This window comes from Staphylococcus aureus, from assembly GCF_001027105.1.
Classification (GTDB): domain Bacteria; phylum Bacillota; class Bacilli; order Staphylococcales; family Staphylococcaceae; genus Staphylococcus; species Staphylococcus aureus.
In genome coordinates this window covers 2,101,116-2,120,524 of sequence record NZ_CP011526.1, presented here as the reverse complement: position 1 = coordinate 2,120,524, position 19,409 = coordinate 2,101,116, and the positions used below count along the sequence as shown (strand labels likewise).

Annotated in this window: 23 protein-coding genes; all 23 read left to right on the top strand. The window is 34.9% G+C overall.

Annotation, left to right across the window (positions count from 1 at the left end):
• The first annotated feature begins 61 nt into the window (after positions 1 to 61).
• Entirely contained in the window at positions 62 to 1,489 is a 1,428-nt protein-coding gene (locus AA076_RS10740; protein ID WP_001206093.1) for an aldehyde dehydrogenase family protein, read from the top strand.
• Positions 1,490 to 1,735: 246 nt separating this feature from the next.
• Complete coding sequence (gene rho / locus AA076_RS10735; protein ID WP_001115098.1) at positions 1,736 to 3,052, top strand: transcription termination factor Rho; 1,317 nt, start codon at positions 1,736 to 1,738, stop codon at positions 3,050 to 3,052.
• A 117-nt stretch (positions 3,053 to 3,169) separates the two neighbouring features.
• Positions 3,170 to 3,424 carry a type B 50S ribosomal protein L31 gene (locus AA076_RS10730; protein WP_000808968.1) on the top strand — a complete coding sequence of 85 codons (255 nt, stop codon included), beginning with the start codon at positions 3,170 to 3,172 and terminating at the stop codon, positions 3,422 to 3,424.
• A gap of 346 nt (positions 3,425 to 3,770) precedes the next feature.
• Positions 3,771 to 4,370, top strand: coding sequence for a thymidine kinase (locus AA076_RS10725; RefSeq protein WP_000273356.1), 600 nt, complete (start codon positions 3,771 to 3,773; stop codon positions 4,368 to 4,370).
• A complete protein-coding gene (gene prfA / locus AA076_RS10720) occupies positions 4,371 to 5,447 on the top strand; it encodes a peptide chain release factor 1 (protein ID WP_000460242.1) in 1,077 nt (358 codons plus the stop codon).
• Entirely contained in the window at positions 5,434 to 6,270 is an 837-nt protein-coding gene (gene prmC / locus AA076_RS10715) for a peptide chain release factor N(5)-glutamine methyltransferase (protein ID WP_000248735.1), read from the top strand. The genes prfA and prmC overlap by 14 nt, the downstream gene beginning before the upstream one ends.
• Positions 6,271 to 6,353: 83 nt before the next feature.
• Positions 6,354 to 7,400 (top strand): L-threonylcarbamoyladenylate synthase, encoded by a 1,047-nt coding sequence (locus tag AA076_RS10710; RefSeq protein WP_000379888.1) that lies wholly within the window; start codon positions 6,354 to 6,356, stop codon positions 7,398 to 7,400.
• On the top strand, positions 7,397 to 7,816 hold the full coding sequence (locus AA076_RS10705) for a low molecular weight protein arginine phosphatase (protein ID WP_000697334.1): 420 nt from the start codon (positions 7,397 to 7,399) through the stop codon (positions 7,814 to 7,816). Before AA076_RS10710 ends, AA076_RS10705 begins: the two co-directional genes overlap by 4 nt.
• Before the next feature lie 106 nt (positions 7,817 to 7,922).
• Positions 7,923 to 8,447, top strand: coding sequence for a TIGR01440 family protein (locus tag AA076_RS10700; RefSeq protein WP_000654185.1), 525 nt, complete (start codon positions 7,923 to 7,925; stop codon positions 8,445 to 8,447).
• Positions 8,448 to 8,473: 26 nt separating this feature from the next.
• On the top strand, positions 8,474 to 9,712 hold the full coding sequence (gene glyA, locus AA076_RS10695; RefSeq protein ID WP_000120494.1) for a serine hydroxymethyltransferase: 1,239 nt from the start codon (positions 8,474 to 8,476) through the stop codon (positions 9,710 to 9,712).
• A gap of 27 nt (positions 9,713 to 9,739) precedes the next feature.
• Positions 9,740 to 10,369: a uracil phosphoribosyltransferase gene (gene upp, locus AA076_RS10690; protein WP_000048712.1), complete on the top strand. Its 630-nt coding sequence runs from the start codon at positions 9,740 to 9,742 to the stop codon at positions 10,367 to 10,369.
• Positions 10,370 to 10,392: 23 nt separating this feature from the next.
• Complete coding sequence (gene wecB, locus AA076_RS10685) at positions 10,393 to 11,520, top strand: non-hydrolyzing UDP-N-acetylglucosamine 2-epimerase (RefSeq protein WP_000723418.1); 1,128 nt, start codon at positions 10,393 to 10,395, stop codon at positions 11,518 to 11,520.
• A gap of 67 nt (positions 11,521 to 11,587) precedes the next feature.
• Positions 11,588 to 12,040: an ATP synthase subunit I gene (locus tag AA076_RS10680; protein WP_001801792.1), complete on the top strand. Its 453-nt coding sequence runs from the start codon at positions 11,588 to 11,590 to the stop codon at positions 12,038 to 12,040.
• Between the two features lie 20 nt (positions 12,041 to 12,060).
• Positions 12,061 to 12,789, top strand: coding sequence for a F0F1 ATP synthase subunit A (gene atpB, locus AA076_RS10675; RefSeq protein WP_000349655.1), 729 nt, complete (start codon positions 12,061 to 12,063; stop codon positions 12,787 to 12,789).
• A gap of 42 nt (positions 12,790 to 12,831) precedes the next feature.
• On the top strand, positions 12,832 to 13,044 hold the full coding sequence (atpE, locus tag AA076_RS10670) for a F0F1 ATP synthase subunit C (protein WP_001048816.1): 213 nt from the start codon (positions 12,832 to 12,834) through the stop codon (positions 13,042 to 13,044).
• 197 nt (positions 13,045 to 13,241) lie between these two features.
• Positions 13,242 to 13,763: a F0F1 ATP synthase subunit B gene (locus AA076_RS10665; protein ID WP_000140679.1), complete on the top strand. Its 522-nt coding sequence runs from the start codon at positions 13,242 to 13,244 to the stop codon at positions 13,761 to 13,763.
• Entirely contained in the window at positions 13,763 to 14,302 is a 540-nt protein-coding gene (locus AA076_RS10660) for a F0F1 ATP synthase subunit delta (RefSeq protein WP_000241351.1), read from the top strand. Before AA076_RS10665 ends, AA076_RS10660 begins: the two co-directional genes overlap by 1 nt.
• Before the next feature lie 21 nt (positions 14,303 to 14,323).
• Complete coding sequence (gene atpA, locus AA076_RS10655) at positions 14,324 to 15,832, top strand: F0F1 ATP synthase subunit alpha (protein WP_000974881.1); 1,509 nt, start codon at positions 14,324 to 14,326, stop codon at positions 15,830 to 15,832.
• Between the two features lie 30 nt (positions 15,833 to 15,862).
• Positions 15,863 to 16,729 (top strand): ATP synthase F1 subunit gamma, encoded by an 867-nt coding sequence (gene atpG, locus AA076_RS10650; protein ID WP_000157603.1) that lies wholly within the window; start codon positions 15,863 to 15,865, stop codon positions 16,727 to 16,729.
• Between the two features lie 21 nt (positions 16,730 to 16,750).
• The gene (gene atpD / locus AA076_RS10645) at positions 16,751 to 18,163 is read left to right on the top strand and encodes a F0F1 ATP synthase subunit beta (protein WP_000511135.1); all 1,413 of its coding nucleotides are present in this window, start codon (positions 16,751 to 16,753) and stop codon (positions 18,161 to 18,163) included.
• Between the two features lie 19 nt (positions 18,164 to 18,182).
• The gene (locus tag AA076_RS10640) at positions 18,183 to 18,587 is read left to right on the top strand and encodes a F0F1 ATP synthase subunit epsilon (RefSeq protein ID WP_001094394.1); all 405 of its coding nucleotides are present in this window, start codon (positions 18,183 to 18,185) and stop codon (positions 18,585 to 18,587) included.
• Between the two features lie 337 nt (positions 18,588 to 18,924).
• Positions 18,925 to 19,017, top strand: a complete 93-nt coding sequence (locus tag AA076_RS15415) for a hypothetical protein (protein ID WP_001790611.1) — start codon at positions 18,925 to 18,927, stop codon at positions 19,015 to 19,017.
• Positions 19,018 to 19,148: 131 nt separating this feature from the next.
• Positions 19,149 to 19,382 carry a DUF1146 family protein gene (locus tag AA076_RS10630; protein ID WP_000384523.1) on the top strand — a complete coding sequence of 78 codons (234 nt, stop codon included), beginning with the start codon at positions 19,149 to 19,151 and terminating at the stop codon, positions 19,380 to 19,382.
• Positions 19,383 to 19,409 lie beyond the last annotated feature (27 nt).

The following is a 19,409-nucleotide window of genomic DNA, read 5'->3' as shown; positions in this document are numbered from 1 at the left end:
TTTATATCGTATGCATTACGGATAAATAATATATAAATCATTCTTGAGGAGTGAAAGAATAATGAGAGACTACACAAAGCAATACATTAATGGCGAATGGGTAGAAAGTAATAGTAATGAAACGATAGAAGTTATAAATCCAGCAACCGAAGAAGTAATCGGGAAAGTTGCTAAAGGTAATAAAGCTGATGTTGATAAAGCCGTCGAGGCGGCAGACGATGTTTATTTAGAGTTCCGTCATACATCTGTGAAAGAAAGACAAGCGTTATTAGATAAAATTGTAAAAGAATATGAAAACAGAAAAGACGATATTGTACAAGCTATTACGGATGAATTAGGTGCTCCTTTATCATTATCTGAGCGTGTCCATTATCAAATGGGACTAAACCATTTTGTTGCAGCGAGAGACGCATTAGATAACTACGAATTTGAAGAACGCCGCGGAGATGATTTAGTTGTTAAAGAAGCAATCGGTGTATCTGGATTAATTACACCGTGGAACTTCCCTACAAACCAAACATCATTAAAATTAGCAGCAGCATTTGCGGCTGGTAGTCCAGTTGTACTTAAACCATCTGAAGAAACACCATTTGCAGCTGTTATTTTAGCTGAGATTTTTGATAAAGTCGGTGTTCCTAAAGGTGTATTTAACCTTGTTAATGGTGATGGTGCTGGTGTTGGGAATCCTTTATCTGAACATCCTAAAGTACGCATGATGTCATTTACAGGATCAGGCCCTACTGGTTCTAAAATTATGGAAAAAGCCGCTAAAGATTTTAAAAAGGTATCATTAGAGCTTGGTGGCAAATCACCATATATCGTCCTAGATGACGTAGATATTAAAGAAGCGGCTAAAGCAACAACAGGCAAAGTTGTTAATAATACTGGTCAAGTATGTACAGCTGGTACACGTGTTTTAGTGCCTAACAAAATTAAAGATGCATTCTTAGCTGAATTAAAAGAACAATTTAGCCAAGTGCGTGTCGGTAATCCAAGAGAAGATGGTACACAAGTAGGCCCTATCATTAGTAAAAAACAATTTGATCAAGTACAAAATTATATTAATAAAGGTATTGAAGAAGGTGCTGAATTATTTTATGGTGGTCCTGGTAAACCAGAAGGACTTGAAAAAGGATACTTTGCACGTCCGACAATTTTTATTAATGTAGATAATCAAATGACGATAGCACAAGAAGAAATTTTTGGGCCAGTAATGTCAGTTATCACTTATAACGATTTAGATGAAGCGATTCAAATTGCAAATGATACAAAATATGGTTTGGCAGGATATGTTATTGGTAAGGACAAAGAAACATTGCATAAAGTAGCTCGTTCTATTGAAGCAGGTACAGTAGAAATAAACGAAGCAGGTAGAAAGCCAGATTTACCATTTGGTGGCTATAAACAATCTGGTTTAGGTCGTGAATGGGGCGATTATGGTATTGAAGAGTTCTTAGAAGTGAAATCTATAGCTGGATATTTTAAATAAATTTGATTTTTGAATTAAAAATCGCAATAAAACAGTGCACATGACTAATTAAGTTTTGTGTACTGTTTTAATTTTGCAATTTTTATAAATAGATTTTGTAATTAAAATAAAAATTTGCTATAGTTATTCATGTATTTAAAAGGTTGGGGATTAGCATAATGGGATTGTGCTAGCACAGTTATTTATGCATTGTCATGCCTATCTATTACTTACTAACTAAAAAATAATGAAATGGGTGTAAACTATATGCCTGAAAGAGAACGTACATCTCCTCAGTATGAATCATTCCACGAATTGTACAAGAACTATACTACCAAGGAACTCACTCAAAAAGCTAAAACTCTTAAGTTGACGAACTATAGTAAATTAAATAAAAAAGAACTTGTTCTAGCTATTATGGAAGCACAAATGGAAAAAGATGGTAACTATTATATGGAAGGTATCTTAGATGATATACAACCAGATGGTTATGGTTTTTTAAGAACAGTGAACTATTCTAAAGGGGAAAAAGATATTTATATATCTGCTAGCCAAATTCGTCGTTTTGAAATTAAACGTGGGGATAAAGTAACTGGGAAAGTTAGAAAACCTAAAGATAACGAAAAATATTATGGCTTATTACAAGTTGACTTTGTCAATGACCATAACGCAGAAGAAGTGAAGAAACGTCCGCATTTCCAAGCTTTGACACCACTTTATCCAGATGAGCGTATTAAATTAGAGACAGAAATACAAAATTATTCAACGCGCATCATGGATTTAGTAACACCGATTGGTTTAGGTCAACGTGGTTTAATAGTGGCGCCACCTAAAGCAGGTAAAACATCGTTATTAAAAGAAATAGCGAATGCAATCAGTACGAACAAACCAGATGCAAAGCTATTTATTTTGTTAGTTGGCGAGCGTCCTGAAGAGGTAACAGATTTAGAACGCTCAGTAGAAGCTGCTGAAGTCGTTCATTCAACGTTTGACGAACCACCAGAACACCATGTTAAAGTAGCTGAATTATTACTTGAACGTGCAAAGCGTTTAGTAGAAATTGGGGAAGATGTCATTATTTTAATGGATTCTATAACGAGATTAGCACGCGCTTATAACTTAGTTATTCCACCAAGTGGTCGTACATTATCAGGTGGTTTAGATCCTGCATCTTTACACAAACCAAAAGCATTCTTCGGTGCAGCGAGAAATATTGAAGCGGGTGGAAGTTTAACAATACTTGCAACTGCATTAGTTGATACGGGTTCACGTATGGACGATATGATTTACGAAGAATTTAAAGGAACAGGTAACATGGAGTTACATTTAGATCGTAAATTGTCTGAACGTCGTATCTTCCCTGCAATTGATATTGGCAGAAGTTCAACGCGTAAAGAAGAATTGTTGATAAGTAAATCTGAATTAGACACATTATGGCAATTAAGAAATCTATTCACTGACTCAACTGACTTTACTGAAAGATTTATTCGCAAACTTAAAAGGTCTAAGAATAATGAAGATTTCTTCAAGCAGCTACAAAAGTCTGCAGAAGAAAGTACTAAAACGGGTCGACCTATAATTTAATAAACATTATATAGGGGCTTGCGTTTTGAATTAATTACCTTTATAATTACACAGTATTGGGTAAAAACTCACAAATAACTCTGTTCCAGATGGTTCAGGGCAAAGGAGCTGAAAATAATGAAACAAGGAATTCATCCTGAGTATCACCAAGTAATCTTTTTAGATACTACTACAAACTTCAAATTCTTAAGCGGTTCTACAAAAACATCTTCAGAAATGATGGAGTGGGAAGATGGAAAAGAATACCCAGTTATTCGTTTAGATATTTCATCTGATTCACATCCATTCTACACTGGACGTCAAAAATTCGCTGCTGCGGATGGACGTGTGGAACGTTTCAACAAAAAGTTTGGTCTTAAATCAAACAACTAATATAGTAATCGTTAAGCTGTCTGCATCCTATAATGGAATTGTAGACAGCTTTTTTATTTATAAGCGTAGTAAGGGTATATACTTACGACTGTGTTCAAAGAAGTGACTCAATACCATGTTGTTAATACATAATGATAAATTTCCCCCTTTATTAAAGTTTGTATTGAGTAGAAACATCGCACGAATAAGAAGCAACAAATTAGAATAGCTGTATATAAATATGCAAGACAAATTTATAAAATAATTGTTCATGTACAATATCGATATAATTATGAAAAAGACATTTATGAATATTTGAAATATGATATAATAAAGCGATTATGTTTTGAAAAAGGTGGAACTCTCAATGTATGAAACTTACCATTCCGGTTGGATAGAATGTATTACAGGTAGTATGTTTAGCGGTAAATCCGAAGAACTAATAAGACGTCTAAGAAGGGGTATATACGCTAAACAAAAAGTCGTTGTATTTAAACCGGCGATTGATGATCGATATCATAAAGAAAAAGTGGTCTCTCATAATGGTAATGCCATTGAAGCGATTAATATTTCTAAAGCAAGTGAAATTATGACGCACGACTTAACTAATGTTGATGTTATAGGAATAGACGAAGTGCAATTTTTTGACGATGAAATTGTAAGTATAGTAGAAAAACTATCAGCAGATGGACACCGTGTTATTGTTGCTGGATTAGATATGGATTTTAGGGGCGAACCGTTCGAACCAATGCCTAAATTGATGGCTGTCAGTGAACAAGTAACGAAACTTCAAGCAGTTTGTGCTGTTTGTGGTTCTTCATCTAGTAGAACGCAACGATTAATAAATGGTAAACCAGCTAAAATCGATGATCCGATTATCTTAGTAGGTGCCAATGAAAGTTATGAGCCACGTTGTCGCGCGCACCATATCGTAGCACCTAGTGATAATAATAAGGAGGAATTATAAGTGTTTGATCAATTAGATATTGTAGAAGAAAGATACGAACAGTTAAATGAACTGTTAAGTGACCCAGATGTTGTAAATGATTCAGATAAATTACGTAAATATTCTAAAGAGCAAGCTGATTTACAAAAAACTGTAGATGTTTATCGTAACTATAAAGCTAAAAAAGAAGAATTAGCTGATATTGAAGAAATGTTAAGTGAGACTGATGATAAAGAAGAAGTAGAAATGTTAAAAGAGGAGAGTAATGGTATTAAAGCTGAACTTCCAAATCTTGAAGAAGAGCTTAAAATATTATTGATTCCTAAAGATCCTAATGATGACAAAGACGTTATTGTAGAAATAAGAGCAGCAGCAGGTGGTGATGAGGCTGCGATTTTTGCTGGTGATTTAATGCGTATGTATTCAAAGTATGCTGAATCACAAGGATTCAAAACTGAAATAGTAGAAGCGTCTGAAAGTGACCATGGTGGTTACAAAGAAATTAGTTTCTCAGTTTCTGGTAATGGCGCGTATAGTAAATTGAAATTTGAAAATGGTGCGCACCGCGTTCAACGTGTGCCTGAAACAGAATCAGGTGGACGTATTCATACTTCAACAGCTACAGTGGCAGTTTTACCAGAAGTTGAAGATGTAGAAATTGAAATTAGAAATGAAGATTTAAAAATCGACACGTATCGTTCAAGTGGTGCAGGTGGTCAGCACGTAAACACAACTGACTCTGCAGTACGTATTACCCATTTACCAACTGGTGTCATTGCAACATCTTCTGAGAAGTCTCAAATTCAAAACCGTGAAAAAGCAATGAAAGTGTTAAAAGCACGTTTATACGATATGAAAGTTCAAGAAGAACAACAAAAGTATGCGTCACAACGTAAATCAGCAGTCGGTACTGGTGATCGTTCAGAACGTATTCGAACTTATAATTATCCACAAAGCCGTGTAACAGACCATCGTATAGGTCTAACGCTTCAAAAATTAGGGCAAATTATGGAAGGCCATTTAGAAGAAATTATAGATGCACTGACTTTATCAGAGCAGACAGATAAATTGAAAGAACTTAATAATGGTGAATTATAAAGAAAAGTTAGATGAAGCAATTCATTTAACACAACAAAAAGGGTTTGAACAAACACGAGCTGAATGGTTAATGTTAGATGTATTTCAATGGACGCGTACGGACTTTGTAGTCCACATGCATGATGATATGCCGAAAGCGATGATTATGAAGTTCGACTTAGCATTACAACGTATGTTATTAGGAGAGCCTATACAGTATATAGTTGGCTTTGCCTCATTTTATGGTAGAACGTTTGATGTAAACTCAAATTGTTTGATACCAAGACCTGAAACTGAAGAAGTAATGTTGCATTTCTTACAACAGTTAGAAGATGATGCAACAATCGTAGATATCGGAACGGGTAGTGGTGTACTTGCAATTACTTTGAAATGTGAAAAGCCGGATTTAAATGTTATTGCTACTGATATTTCACTTGAAGCAATGAATATGGCTCGTAATAATGCTGAGAAGCATCAATCACAAATACAATTTTTAACAGGGGATGCATTAAAGCCCTTAATTAATGAAGGTATCAAGTTGAACGGCTTGATATCTAATCCACCATATATAGATGAAAAAGATATGGTTACGATGTCTCCAACGGTTACGAGATTCGAACCACATCAGGCATTGTTTGCAGATAACCATGGATATGCTATTTATGAATCAATCATTGAAGATTTACCTCACGTTATGGAAAAAGGCAGCCCAGTTGTTTTTGAAATTGGTTACAATCAAGGTGAGGCACTTAAATCAATAATTTTAAATAAATTTCCTGACAAAAAAATCGACATTATTAAAGATATAAATGGCCACGATCGAATCGTCTCATTTAAATGGTAATTAGAAGTTATGCCTTTGCTATGATTAGTTAAGTGCATAGCTTTTTGCTTTATATTATGATAAATAAGAAAGGCGTGATTAAGTTGGATACTAAAATTTGGGATGTTAGAGAATATAATGAAGATTTACAGCAATATCCTAAAATTAATGAAATAAAAGACATTGTTTTAAACGGTGGTTTAATAGGTTTACCAACTGAAACAGTTTATGGACTTGCAGCAAATGCGACAGATGAAGAAGCTGTAGCTAAAATATATGAAGCTAAAGGCCGTCCATCTGACAATCCGCTTATTGTTCATATACACAGTAAAGGTCAATTAAAAGATTTTACATATACTTTGGATCCACGCGTAGAAAAGTTAATGCAGGCATTCTGGCCGGGCCCTATTTCGTTTATATTGCCGTTAAAGCTAGGCTATCTATGTCGAAAAGTTTCTGGAGGTTTATCATCAGTTGCTGTTAGAATGCCAAGCCATTCTGTAGGTAGACAATTATTACAAATCATAAATGAACCTCTAGCTGCTCCAAGTGCTAATTTAAGTGGTAGACCTTCACCAACAACTTTCAATCATGTATATCAAGATTTGAATGGCCGTATCGATGGTATTGTTCAAGCTGAACAAAGTGAAGAAGGATTAGAAAGTACGGTTTTAGATTGCACATCTTTTCCTTATAAAATTGCAAGACCTGGTTCTATAACAGCAGCAATGATTACAGAAATACTTCCGAATAGTATCGCCCATGCTGATTATAATGATACTGAACAGCCAATTGCACCAGGTATGAAGTATAAGCATTACTCACCCAATACACCACTTACAATTATTACAGATATTGAGAGCAAAATTGGAAATGACGGTAAAGATTGGTCTTCTATAGCTTTTATTGTGCCGAGTAATAAGGTGGCGTTTATACCAAGTGAAGCGCAATTCATTCAATTATGTCAGGATGACAATGATGTTAAACAAGCAAGTCATAATCTTTATGATGTGTTACATTCACTTGATGAAAATGAAAATATTTCAGCGGCGTATATATACGGCTTTGAGCTGAATGATAATACAGAAGCAATTATGAATCGCATGTTAAAAGCTGCAGGTAATCACATTATTAAAGGATGTGAACTATGAAGATTTTATTCGTTTGTACAGGTAACACATGTCGTAGCCCATTAGCGGAAAGTATTGCAAAAGAGGTTATGCCAAATCATCAATTTGAATCAAGAGGTATATTCGCTGTGAACAATCAAGGTGTTTCGAATTATGTTGAAGACTTAGTTGAAGAACATCATTTAGCTGAAACGACCTTATCGCAACAATTTACTGAAGCAGATTTGAAAGCAGATATTATTTTGACGATGTCGTATTCGCACAAAGAATTAATAGAGGCACACTTTGGTTTGCAAAATCATGTTTTCACATTGCATGAATATGTAAAAGAAGCAGGAGAAGTTATAGATCCATACGGTGGAACAAAAGAAATGTATGTACATACCTATGAAGAACTTGTAAGTTTAATTTTAAAATTAAAAGATATTATTTGCTAGTAGGAATTCTGTATAATTAGTATATGTTAACAGTTAAATAAGTTATAATAGAGGAGTGTAGCACTTTGCTATATTCCTTTTTTATTTTTAGGAAGGGTGGGCTTTTATGAAAGATTTGACAATGTTATTAGACGAATTAAAAGATATGTCCTTTTTTAATAAAGGAGATATATGTTTAATTGGATGTTCAACATCGGAAGTCATTGGCGAAAAAATAGGGACTGTCGGTTCGATGGAAGTTGCAGAAACTATTTTTAATGCATTAGATGTTGTGAGTAAAGAGACAGGCGTTACTTTTGCTTTTCAAGGATGTGAACATATCAACAGAGCGATAACAATAGAAAAATCTCAGTATAATCCATTAACAATGGAAGAAGTTTCCGTCGTTCCAGATGTACATGCTGGAGGGAGTTTGGCAACATACGCTTTTCAGCATATGAAGGATCCGATCGTGGTCGAACATATTACTGTTCCTTGTGGAATTGATATTGGTCAAACGTTAATAGGCATGCATATTAAACATGTATGTGTACCTGTAAGGACCTCAGTAAAGCAAGTAGGACAGGCAATTGTAACTATTGCCACATCTAGGCCGAAAAAGATTGGTGGCGAACGTGCTAAATACCAATAAGTTTTTTTGAAAGAAGGGGAGATTTTATGTCTTATATCACCAAGCAAGATAAAGTTATCGCAGAAGCAATCGAGAGAGAATTTCAGAGACAAAATAGCAACATAGAGTTAATCGCATCGGAAAATTTTGTATCGGAAGCGGTTATGGAAGCACAAGGTTCAGTGTTGACTAATAAGTATGCTGAAGGCTATCCAGGACGCCGATATTATGGTGGCTGTGAGTTTGTAGATGTTACTGAAAGCATCGCAATTGATCGTGCTAAAGCATTGTTTGGAGCTGAACATGTCAATGTTCAACCACATTCAGGTTCACAAGCGAACATGGCTGTTTACTTAGTTGCATTAGAAATGGGCGACACAGTTTTAGGTATGAATTTGAGTCATGGTGGTCACTTGACACATGGAGCGCCTGTTAATTTTAGTGGTAAATTCTACAATTTCGTTGAATATGGAGTAGATAAAGACACAGAACGAATCAATTATGATGAAGTTCGTAAATTAGCGTTAGAGCATAAGCCTAAGCTTATTGTGGCAGGAGCATCAGCATATTCAAGAACAATTGACTTCAAAAAGTTTAAAGAAATCGCAGATGAAGTAAACGCTAAGTTAATGGTAGACATGGCACATATTGCAGGATTAGTAGCGGCAGGTTTACATCCAAATCCAGTAGAATATGCTGATTTTGTAACAACTACAACACACAAAACATTACGCGGACCACGTGGTGGTATGATTTTATGTAAGGAAGAATATAAAAAAGACATAGATAAAACAATTTTCCCTGGTATTCAAGGTGGACCTCTTGAGCATGTTATTGCAGCAAAAGCAGTTGCTTTTGGAGAAGCGTTAGAAAATAATTTCAAAACGTATCAACAACAAGTGGTTAAAAACGCAAAAGTTCTTGCAGAAGCATTAATTAATGAAGGATTTAGAATTGTTTCTGGCGGTACAGATAATCACTTAGTAGCTGTTGATGTAAAAGGGTCTATAGGACTTACTGGTAAAGAAGCTGAAGAGACTTTAGATTCAGTTGGTATCACATGTAACAAAAATACCATTCCGTTCGATCAAGAAAAACCTTTTGTAACGAGTGGTATACGTTTAGGTACACCTGCTGCAACAACGCGTGGATTTGATGAAAAAGCTTTTGAGGAAGTTGCAAAAATCATCAGTTTAGCATTGAAAAATAGTAAAGATGAAGAAAAATTACAACAAGCTAAAGAACGCGTTGCGAAATTAACAGCTGAATATCCTCTATATCAATAAACATACACAAAGATAGGAGTAATTTTTATGAGTAAAGTACACGTTTTCGATCATCCATTAATTCAACACAAACTAAGCTATATTAGAGATGTAAATACAGGTACTAAAGAATTTAGAGAACTTGTAGACGAAGTTGGTATGTTGATGGCATATGAAGTAACTAGAGACTTAGAGCTTCAGGATGTTGATATTGAAACGCCTGTAACTAAAATGACGGCTAAACGATTAGCTGGTAAAAAATTAGCTATCGTTCCAATTTTAAGAGCTGGTTTAGGTATGACTGATGGTATTTTAAGTTTAGTACCTGCAGCCAGAGTTGGACATATCGGTTTATATCGAGATCCCGAAACATTAAAGGCTGTAGAGTATTTTGCTAAGTTACCTCAAGATATTACTGAAAGACAAATCATTGTTGTTGATCCTATGTTAGCAACAGGCGCATCAGCAATTGAAGCTATTACTTCATTGAAGAAACGTGGCGCTAAAAATATTCGCTTCATGTGTTTAATTGCAGCACCAGAAGGCGTAGAAAAGATGCATGAAGCACATCCAGATGTAGATATTTATATTGCTGCACTTGATGAAAAGCTAAATGACAAAGCATATATCACACCAGGGTTAGGCGACGCTGGAGATAGATTGTTTGGTACTAAATAGAAGAATCGGAGATAAGTAGTTTGATGAAAAAGATTATGACCATATTTGGAACAAGACCCGAAGCCATAAAGATGGCTCCTTTAGTTAAAGCTTTGGAACAAGAAAAAATGCTCGAGCCAATTGTTGTTGTTACAGCACAGCATAGAGAAATGCTTGATTCAGTATTAAGTACCTTTGAAATCAAACCAAAATACGATTTGAATATTATGAAATCAGGACAGACACTTTCTGAGATAACTTCTAAATCAATCACTCAATTAGAACAAGTGATTCAATTAGAAAAACCAGACATGGTACTTGTACATGGTGATACGATGACGACATTTGCAGGTGGTTTAGCGGCATTTTATAACCAAGTGCCGATTGGACACGTTGAAGCAGGGCTTAGAAGTTATGATAAATATTCACCTTTTCCAGAAGAGGTGAATAGACAATTAGTTGGTGTATTAGCTGACTTACATTTTGCACCTACTAAAAATGCTGCATCGCATTTGTTAAGTGAAGGGAAATATTCAGAAAGTGTTGTTGTCACTGGTAATACTGCGATTGATGCTATGAAATATACAGTTGATGACAATTATAAATCTAACATCATGGATAAATACCATGACAAAAAATTCATTCTTATGACAGCACACCGACGAGAAAATATCGGGAAACCCATGGAAAATATATTTAAAGCGGTTAGACGCTTAATAGATGAGTATACTGATTTAGCACTGGTATATCCAATGCATAAAAACCCGAAAGTTCGAGAGGTGGCTCAAAAGATTTTAGGTAGTCATGACAGAATTGAATTGATTGAACCTTTGGACGTAGTAGATTTCCATAATTTTGCTAAAAAATCTTATTTTATTTTGACAGATTCAGGTGGAATTCAGGAAGAAGCGCCATCATTTAATAAGCCAGTTTTAGTTTTGCGAAGTGTTACAGAACGTCCTGAAGGTGTTGAAGCTGGCACATTAAAAGTCATTGGAACAAATAAGCAAAATGTGTATCAAGCTGCAAAAGAATTAATCGATGATGAGAGATTATATCATCAAATGTCTGAAGCATCTAATCCTTACGGTGATGGATTTGCTTCAGAAAGAATAGTTAATCATATTAAGTATTATTTGAATTTAATCACTGAAAAACCAAGCGATTTCTGAGGAAAATAGACTTTTTGTCTAATTGTGTCTAAATTGTGTCTAACTATGCTTATTTTTTTACAACAATTTGAATAGAATTGACACCACAAATCGCCTATATTATCATTTAGTTTGTATGAGTGGAACGGTTTTCATGATTGATATCAGTCACACGGAGGCATATAAAATGAGTCGTTTCTACAACATTTTTAAACAGTTCATTCAATATTATTTTTATCTAATAATAATATTGGGAGGATTATACCTTTATACACACCATGCATTTATCTTAGGATTAATCATTGGTGTTACTGGTTCTGCAATCAACACATGTATTTTTGAATGCTATTTAGCTAAAGCTAAAAGACCAGACACTATGCATATTTCAACTGGAAATATGTGGCGATACTTAGTTGCAATTATTGCCTGTATGATTTGGTACCTTAATAAAGCGCATGTAAGTATCATCGGTATAATTATTGGTTTAATGATTTCATATGTTGTAGTTATCATACGTCCTTTACTAAAGGTGAGCAAATAAATTAAGAAAGAGGTGAGATTATGGATCACAAATCCCCGCTCGTGAGTTGGAATTTATTCGGTTTTGATATCGTTTTCAATTTATCAAGTATATTGATGATACTTGTTACGGCGTTTCTTGTTTTTCTACTTGCTATCATTTGTACGCGTAATTTGAAAAAAAGACCAACTGGCAAACAAAATTTCGTTGAATGGATTTTTGATTTCGTGAGGGGAATCATTGAAGGTAACATGGCTTGGAAAAAAGGTGGTCAATTCCACTTCTTAGCAGTAACGCTGATTCTGTACATTTTTATAGCTAATATGTTAGGTCTTCCGTTTTCTATAGTAACGAAAGATCACACATTGTGGTGGAAATCACCGACAGCTGATGCAACAGTGACTTTAACGTTGTCTACAACGATAATACTGTTAACTCACTTTTATGGAATTAAAATGCGTGGTACGAAACAATATCTTAAAGGTTATGTACAGCCGTTTTGGCCATTGGCAATTATTAATGTTTTTGAAGAGTTCACTTCAACATTAACGCTTGGTCTGCGTTTGTACGGTAACATATTTGCAGGTGAGATACTATTAACATTACTTGCTGGCTTATTCTTTAACGAACCAGCATGGGGTTGGATTATTAGTATCCCAGGATTAATTGTTTGGCAAGCATTTTCAATATTTGTAGGAACAATCCAAGCATATATCTTTATTATGCTTTCGATGGTTTATATGTCACATAAAGTGGCAGATGAACACTAAAAATTTCAATAATTATATACAATCACAGGAGGAAATTAAATTATGAATTTAATCGCAGCAGCAATCGCAATTGGTTTATCAGCATTAGGAGCAGGTATCGGTAACGGTTTAATCGTTTCAAGAACAGTTGAAGGTGTAGCACGTCAACCAGAAGCACGTGGTCAATTAATGGGTATCATGTTCATTGGTGTAGGTTTAGTTGAGGCATTACCTATCATCGGTGTAGTAATTGCATTCATGACATTTGCTGGATAATTAACAGATAAAAGAGGTCGGGACAAAGCGCATAGGACATAATTCATGATGCATATATAGTAATATCTTTGAACTTTATTAAATAGTTGAGATATGAACGCACCATGCCTATCGCATAAATTCAGTAGGTCCTAACCTCGTCGTTTTTTTCTATATAACACTAGCGATTATTTTAATGAAAGGAGTGTCATGAACCCGTGACTGAAACAGCTAACTTATTCGTTCTTGGTGCAGCTGGAGGCGTTGAGTGGGGTACTGTGATTGTACAGGTCCTAACTTTCATCGTGTTACTTGCGTTACTTAAAAAGTTCGCATGGGGTCCATTGAAAGATGTAATGGATAAACGTGAAAGAGATATTAACAGAGATATCGATGACGCAGAACAAGCTAAGTTAAATGCACAGAAACTTGAAGAAGAAAATAAACAAAAACTTAAAGAAACACAAGAAGAAGTTCAAAAGATTTTAGAAGATGCTAAGGTTCAAGCACGTCAACAGCAAGAACAAATTATTCATGAAGCAAACGTACGTGCAAACGGTATGATTGAAACAGCACAAAGTGAAATCAATAGCCAAAAAGAACGTGCCATTGCAGATATTAATAATCAAGTATCTGAACTATCAGTGTTAATTGCTTCTAAAGTTCTTAGAAAAGAAATTTCTGAACAAGACCAAAAAGCATTGGTTGACAAGTATCTAAAAGAGGCAGGCGATAAATAATGGTAAAAGTAGCTAACAAGTATGCTAAAGCATTATTTGACGTGTCATTAGATACAAATAATTTAGAGACTATTAATGAAGAATTAACAGTTATAAATGAAGCAGTAAAAGATAAAATTGAGCAATTGAGAATGGTTGACAGTAATCCAACTCAAACAGCAGAACAACGTCGTGAGTTGATTAATGGTGTATTTACTGACATTAATCCATACATTAAAAATATGATGTACGTGTTAGCAGATAATAGACATATCTCATTAATAGCTGACGTATTCAAGGCGTTCCAAAGCTTATATAACGGACACTACAATCAAGATTTTGCAACAATTGAGTCAACATATGAATTGAGTCAAGAAGAGTTAGATAAGATTGTCAAACTAGTAACTCAACAAACGAAGTTATCTAAAGTTATTGTAGATACAAAAATTAATCCAGATTTAATTGGTGGATTTAGAGTTAAAGTCGGCACAACTGTATTAGATGGTAGTGTTAGAAATGATCTTGTCCAATTACAAAGAAAATTTAGAAGAGTTAATTAATTATAAAGAGGAGTGACATAGATGGCCATAAAAGCTGAAGAAATCAGTGCATTACTTCGCTCACAAATTGAAAATTATGAGTCAGAAATGTCCGTAACTGATGTAGGTACTGTATTACAAATTGGTGATGGTATTGCATTAATTCACGGATTAAATGACGTTATGGCTGGTGAGCTAGTAGAATTCCATAACGGCGTACTTGGTTTAGCCCAAAACCTTGAAGAGTCAAACGTGGGTGTGGTTATTTTAGGACCATACACAGGTATTACTGAAGGTGACGAAGTTAAACGTACTGGTCGTATCATGGAAGTACCAGTAGGTGAAGAACTAATCGGAAGAGTTGTTAATCCATTAGGACAACCTATTGATGGACAAGGACCGATTAACACAACTAAAACACGTCCAGTAGAGAAAAAAGCTACTGGTGTAATGGATCGTAAATCAGTAGATGAGCCATTACAAACAGGTATCAAAGCAATTGATGCTTTAGTACCAATTGGTAGAGGTCAACGTGAGTTAATCATCGGTGACCGTCAAACAGGTAAAACAACAATTGCAATTGACACAATTTTGAACCAAAAAGATCAAGGTACGATTTGTATCTATGTTGCTATTGGTCAAAAAGATTCAACAGTAAGAGCAAATGTTGAAAAGTTAAGACAAGCAGGCGCTTTAGACTACACTATTGTTGTAGCAGCATCAGCTTCTGAACCTTCTCCATTATTATATATTGCACCATATTCAGGTGTAACAATGGGTGAAGAATTCATGTTTAACGGTAAACATGTTTTAATCGTTTATGATGATTTAACTAAACAAGCAGCAGCTTATCGTGAGTTATCATTATTATTACGTAGACCTCCAGGTCGTGAAGCATACCCAGGTGACGTATTCTACTTACATAGTAGATTATTAGAAAGAGCAGCAAAATTAAACGATGACTTAGGTGGCGGTTCAATTACTGCATTACCAATTATCGAAACACAAGCTGGTGATATTTCAGCTTATGTACCAACAAACGTTATTTCAATTACAGATGGACAAATCTTCTTACAATCTGATTTATTCTTCTCAGGTGTAAGACCAGCGATTAATGCCGGACAATCTGTATCTCGTGTTGGTGGATCTGCACAAATTAAAGCAATGAAGAAAGTTGCTGGTACGTTACGTCTTGACTTAGCGTCATACAGAGAACTTGAATCATTTGCACAATTCGGTTCAGACCTTGATGAATTTACTGCAAGTAAATTAGAACGTGGTAAACGTACTGTTGAAGTCTTAAAACAAGATCAAAACAAACCATTACCAGTCGAACACCAAGTGTTGATTATTTATGCATTAACAAAAGGATATTTAGATGATATTCCAGTTGTAGATATCACACGTTTTGAAGACGAGTTAAACCACTGGGCAGAATCAAATGCTACTGAACTGTTAAATGAAATCAGAGAAACTGGTGGCTTACCAGATGCTGAGAAGTTTGACACAGCAATTAACGAATTCAAAAAAAGCTTTAGCAAATCTGAATAATAAACAAGTTTAGTATAAGGTGGTGAGATAGTGGCTTCTCTTAAAGAAATAGATACTCGAATAAAATCAACCAAAAAAATGAAGCAGATTACGAAAGCGATGAACATGGTATCAAGTTCAAAACTTCGTAGAGCTGAAAAAAATACAAAACAATTCACACCATATATGGATAAAATGCAAGATGCAATTACTGCAGTTGCAGGGGCAAGTAGCAATACAAACCATCCAATGCTAAGACCTCGTAAAATTACTAGAAGTGGATATTTAGTTATCACGAGTGATAAAGGTTTAGCAGGTGCATATAGTGCAAACGTGCTTAAAAAATTGATTACTGATATTGAAGCGAAACATCAAGATAGTAGCGAATACAGTATTGTAGTTTTAGGGCAACAAGGTGTTGATTTCCTAAAAAATAGAGGTTATGACATTGAGTATTCTCAAGTAGACGTACCTGATCAACCTTCTTTCAAATCTGTTCAAGCACTAGCTAACCATGCTATAGACTTATACAGTGAAGAAGAAATTGATGAATTAAATATATACTATAGTCATTATGTCAGCGTTCTTGAAAACAAGCCTACATCTAGACAAGTATTACCATTATCTCAAGAGGATTCTAGTAAGGGGCATGGTCATTTGTCTTCTTATGAATTTGAGCCAGATAAAGAATCTATCTTAAGTGTAATCTTGCCTCAATATGTTGAGAGTTTGATTTACGGAACAATATTAGACGCAAAAGCAAGTGAGCATGCAACACGTATGACTGCGATGAAAAATGCCACTGATAATGCAACTGAACTTATTGATGACTTATCATTAGAATATAACAGAGCGAGACAAGCAGAAATTACGCAACAAATTACTGAAATTGTTGGTGGTTCCGCAGCGCTTGAATAATATTTAAAGGAGGAAAATAGCATGGGAATTGGCCGTGTAACTCAAGTTATGGGTCCTGTAATTGATGTTCGATTTGAACATAACGAAGTTCCTAAAATTAATAACGCCTTGGTTATTGATGTGCCTAAAGAAGAAGGTACAATACAACTAACATTAGAAGTTGCGCTGCAATTAGGTGACGACGTTGTTCGTACAATTGCGATGGATTCAACTGATGGTGTCCAAAGAGGCATGGATGTAAAAGATACAGGCAAAGAAATTAGTGTACCTGTTGGTGACGAAACATTAGGTCGTGTATTTAATGTACTAGGTGAAACAATTGACCTTAAAGAAGAAATTAGTGATTCTGTTCGCCGCGATCCTATCCATCGTCAAGCACCAGCATTCGATGAACTTTCAACAGAAGTTCAAATTTTAGAAACAGGTATTAAAGTAGTAGATTTACTAGCACCTTATATTAAAGGTGGTAAAATCGGATTGTTCGGTGGTGCCGGTGTAGGTAAAACAGTATTAATCCAAGAATTAATTAACAACATCGCTCAAGAGCACGGTGGTATTTCTGTATTCGCCGGTGTAGGTGAACGTACTCGTGAAGGTAACGATTTATACTTCGAAATGAGTGACAGTGGTGTAATTAAGAAAACAGCCATGGTATTCGGGCAAATGAATGAGCCACCTGGTGCACGTATGCGTGTTGCATTATCTGGTTTAACAATGGCTGAATATTTCCGTGACGAACAAGGTCAAGACGTATTATTATTCATCGATAACATTTTCAGATTTACACAAGCTGGTTCTGAGGTATCTGCATTATTAGGTCGTATGCCTTCTGCAGTAGGTTACCAACCAACACTTGCTACTGAAATGGGACAATTACAAGAACGTATTACGTCTACAACAAAAGGATCAGTTACTTCTATTCAAGCGGTATTCGTACCTGCCGATGACTATACTGACCCAGCGCCTGCGACAGCGTTTGCCCATTTAGATGCAACTACAAACTTAGAACGTAAATTAACTGAAATGGGTATTTATCCAGCCGTGGATCCATTAGCGTCTACATCAAGAGCATTGGAACCATCAATTGTAGGTCAAGAACATTATGAAGTAGCTCGTGATGTACAATCAACACTTCAAAAATACCGTGAATTACAAGATATCATTGCTATCTTAGGTATGGACGAATTATCTGATGAAGATAAACAAACAGTTGAACGCGCACGTAGAATTCAATTCTTCTTATCTCAAAACTTCCACGTAGCGGAACAATTTACTGGTCAAAAAGGTTCTTATGTACCTGTTAAGACAACAGTTGCAAACTTTAAAGATATCTTAGATGGTAAATATGACCATATTCCAGAAGATGCATTCCGTTTAGTTGGTAGCATGGATGATGTTATTGCAAAAGCTAAAGATATGGGTGTTGAAGTATAACAATTAGGAGGAATGGATAATGAATACATTAAACCTAGATATTGTCACTCCTAATGGTTCTGTTTACAATCGTGATAATGTTGAACTCGTTGTTATGCAAACAACAGCTGGTGAGATAGGTGTCATGAGTGGACATATTCCAACTGTAGCTGCTTTAAAAACAGGCTTTGTAAAAGTGAAATTTCACGATGGAACTGAATATATTGCTGTAAGCGATGGCTTTGTTGAAGTTAGAAAAGATAAAGTTTCAATCATTGTTCAGACTGCAGAAACTGCAAGAGAAATTGATGTTGAAAGAGCTAAATTAGCCAAAGCAAGAGCAGAGTCTCACTTGGAAAATGATGACGACAATACTGATATTCATAGAGCCGAAAGAGCTTTAGAGAGAGCAAATAACCGTTTGCGTGTGGCTGAATTAAAATAGTAAATAAAGGGTCGAAGATGTGATTTCATATCTTCGACCCTTTTTTGAATTATATTGATTTAAAGATACAAAACATGAGAGGGGGGAAGGAATTGATAAAGAACCATTAAAGATTTATGATGTAGTGGTTCTTTATCATTAAACACAGCTAATGTGTATTTAAAAATAGGAATACATGAGTAAAACTCATGTATAAGAAATACTAATTTCTAAAGAAAAAGTATTTCTTTATGTTGGGGCCCCGTCAACTACTGCCAAATACAACACTATAGAGTCTAGACATTGATTTATGTCCGACTCCCAAGAATAGTTTTACTTTTTTACAATCACTAATAGATTGCTAAAATCAAAATTTCCTTCACCACTATCTACAGTCGACATTTCATTTTTTGAAATTATCTACATTTTTTCATACCAAGATATTTTATAGTTATGATATTTATGTAAAAAGAATTATATAGTAAGTTAGCTTAAACTTTACTAAAAACGGGTATTAAACTTTGTATCATTATTTAAATTTTTCATGTACAATGTAATACAGTAATCTTATGAGGTGATAAAATGGATTATATCGGACAATATGCAGTTATCCATTTAGTGTTACATGTTGTATGTATTTGTATTGCCTATTGGGCTTTACAATCAATTAGATTAGATCAATTTTTTAAAAAAGGATACGCCACTCAATTACAAGTGTGTATGATATTTGTTGCTATTTTATTAGGCACTGCAGTAAGCAATTTTATTGTAGATTTGTTACAATACTCGACGCAGGTAAAATATTTAATAAAATAAGTCTAACTCTATGATTTGTAATCAAAA

Coding starts and splice junctions, on each gene's coding strand:
- AA076_RS10740 (WP_001206093.1), top strand. CDS start 62: ATGAGAGACTACACAAAGCAATACATTAATGGCGAATGGGTAGAAAGT.
- rho (WP_001115098.1), top strand. CDS start 1,736: ATGCCTGAAAGAGAACGTACATCTCCTCAGTATGAATCATTCCACGAA.
- AA076_RS10730 (WP_000808968.1), top strand. CDS start 3,170: ATGAAACAAGGAATTCATCCTGAGTATCACCAAGTAATCTTTTTAGAT.
- AA076_RS10725 (WP_000273356.1), top strand. CDS start 3,771: ATGTATGAAACTTACCATTCCGGTTGGATAGAATGTATTACAGGTAGT.
- prmC (WP_000248735.1), top strand. CDS start 5,434: ATGGTGAATTATAAAGAAAAGTTAGATGAAGCAATTCATTTAACACAA.
- AA076_RS10705 (WP_000697334.1), top strand. CDS start 7,397: ATGAAGATTTTATTCGTTTGTACAGGTAACACATGTCGTAGCCCATTA.
- AA076_RS10700 (WP_000654185.1), top strand. CDS start 7,923: ATGAAAGATTTGACAATGTTATTAGACGAATTAAAAGATATGTCCTTT.
- glyA (WP_000120494.1), top strand. CDS start 8,474: ATGTCTTATATCACCAAGCAAGATAAAGTTATCGCAGAAGCAATCGAG.
- upp (WP_000048712.1), top strand. CDS start 9,740: ATGAGTAAAGTACACGTTTTCGATCATCCATTAATTCAACACAAACTA.
- wecB (WP_000723418.1), top strand. CDS start 10,393: ATGAAAAAGATTATGACCATATTTGGAACAAGACCCGAAGCCATAAAG.
- atpB (WP_000349655.1), top strand. CDS start 12,061: ATGGATCACAAATCCCCGCTCGTGAGTTGGAATTTATTCGGTTTTGAT.
- atpE (WP_001048816.1), top strand. CDS start 12,832: ATGAATTTAATCGCAGCAGCAATCGCAATTGGTTTATCAGCATTAGGA.
- AA076_RS10660 (WP_000241351.1), top strand. CDS start 13,763: ATGGTAAAAGTAGCTAACAAGTATGCTAAAGCATTATTTGACGTGTCA.
- atpA (WP_000974881.1), top strand. CDS start 14,324: ATGGCCATAAAAGCTGAAGAAATCAGTGCATTACTTCGCTCACAAATT.
- atpD (WP_000511135.1), top strand. CDS start 16,751: ATGGGAATTGGCCGTGTAACTCAAGTTATGGGTCCTGTAATTGATGTT.
- AA076_RS10640 (WP_001094394.1), top strand. CDS start 18,183: ATGAATACATTAAACCTAGATATTGTCACTCCTAATGGTTCTGTTTAC.
- AA076_RS10630 (WP_000384523.1), top strand. CDS start 19,149: ATGGATTATATCGGACAATATGCAGTTATCCATTTAGTGTTACATGTT.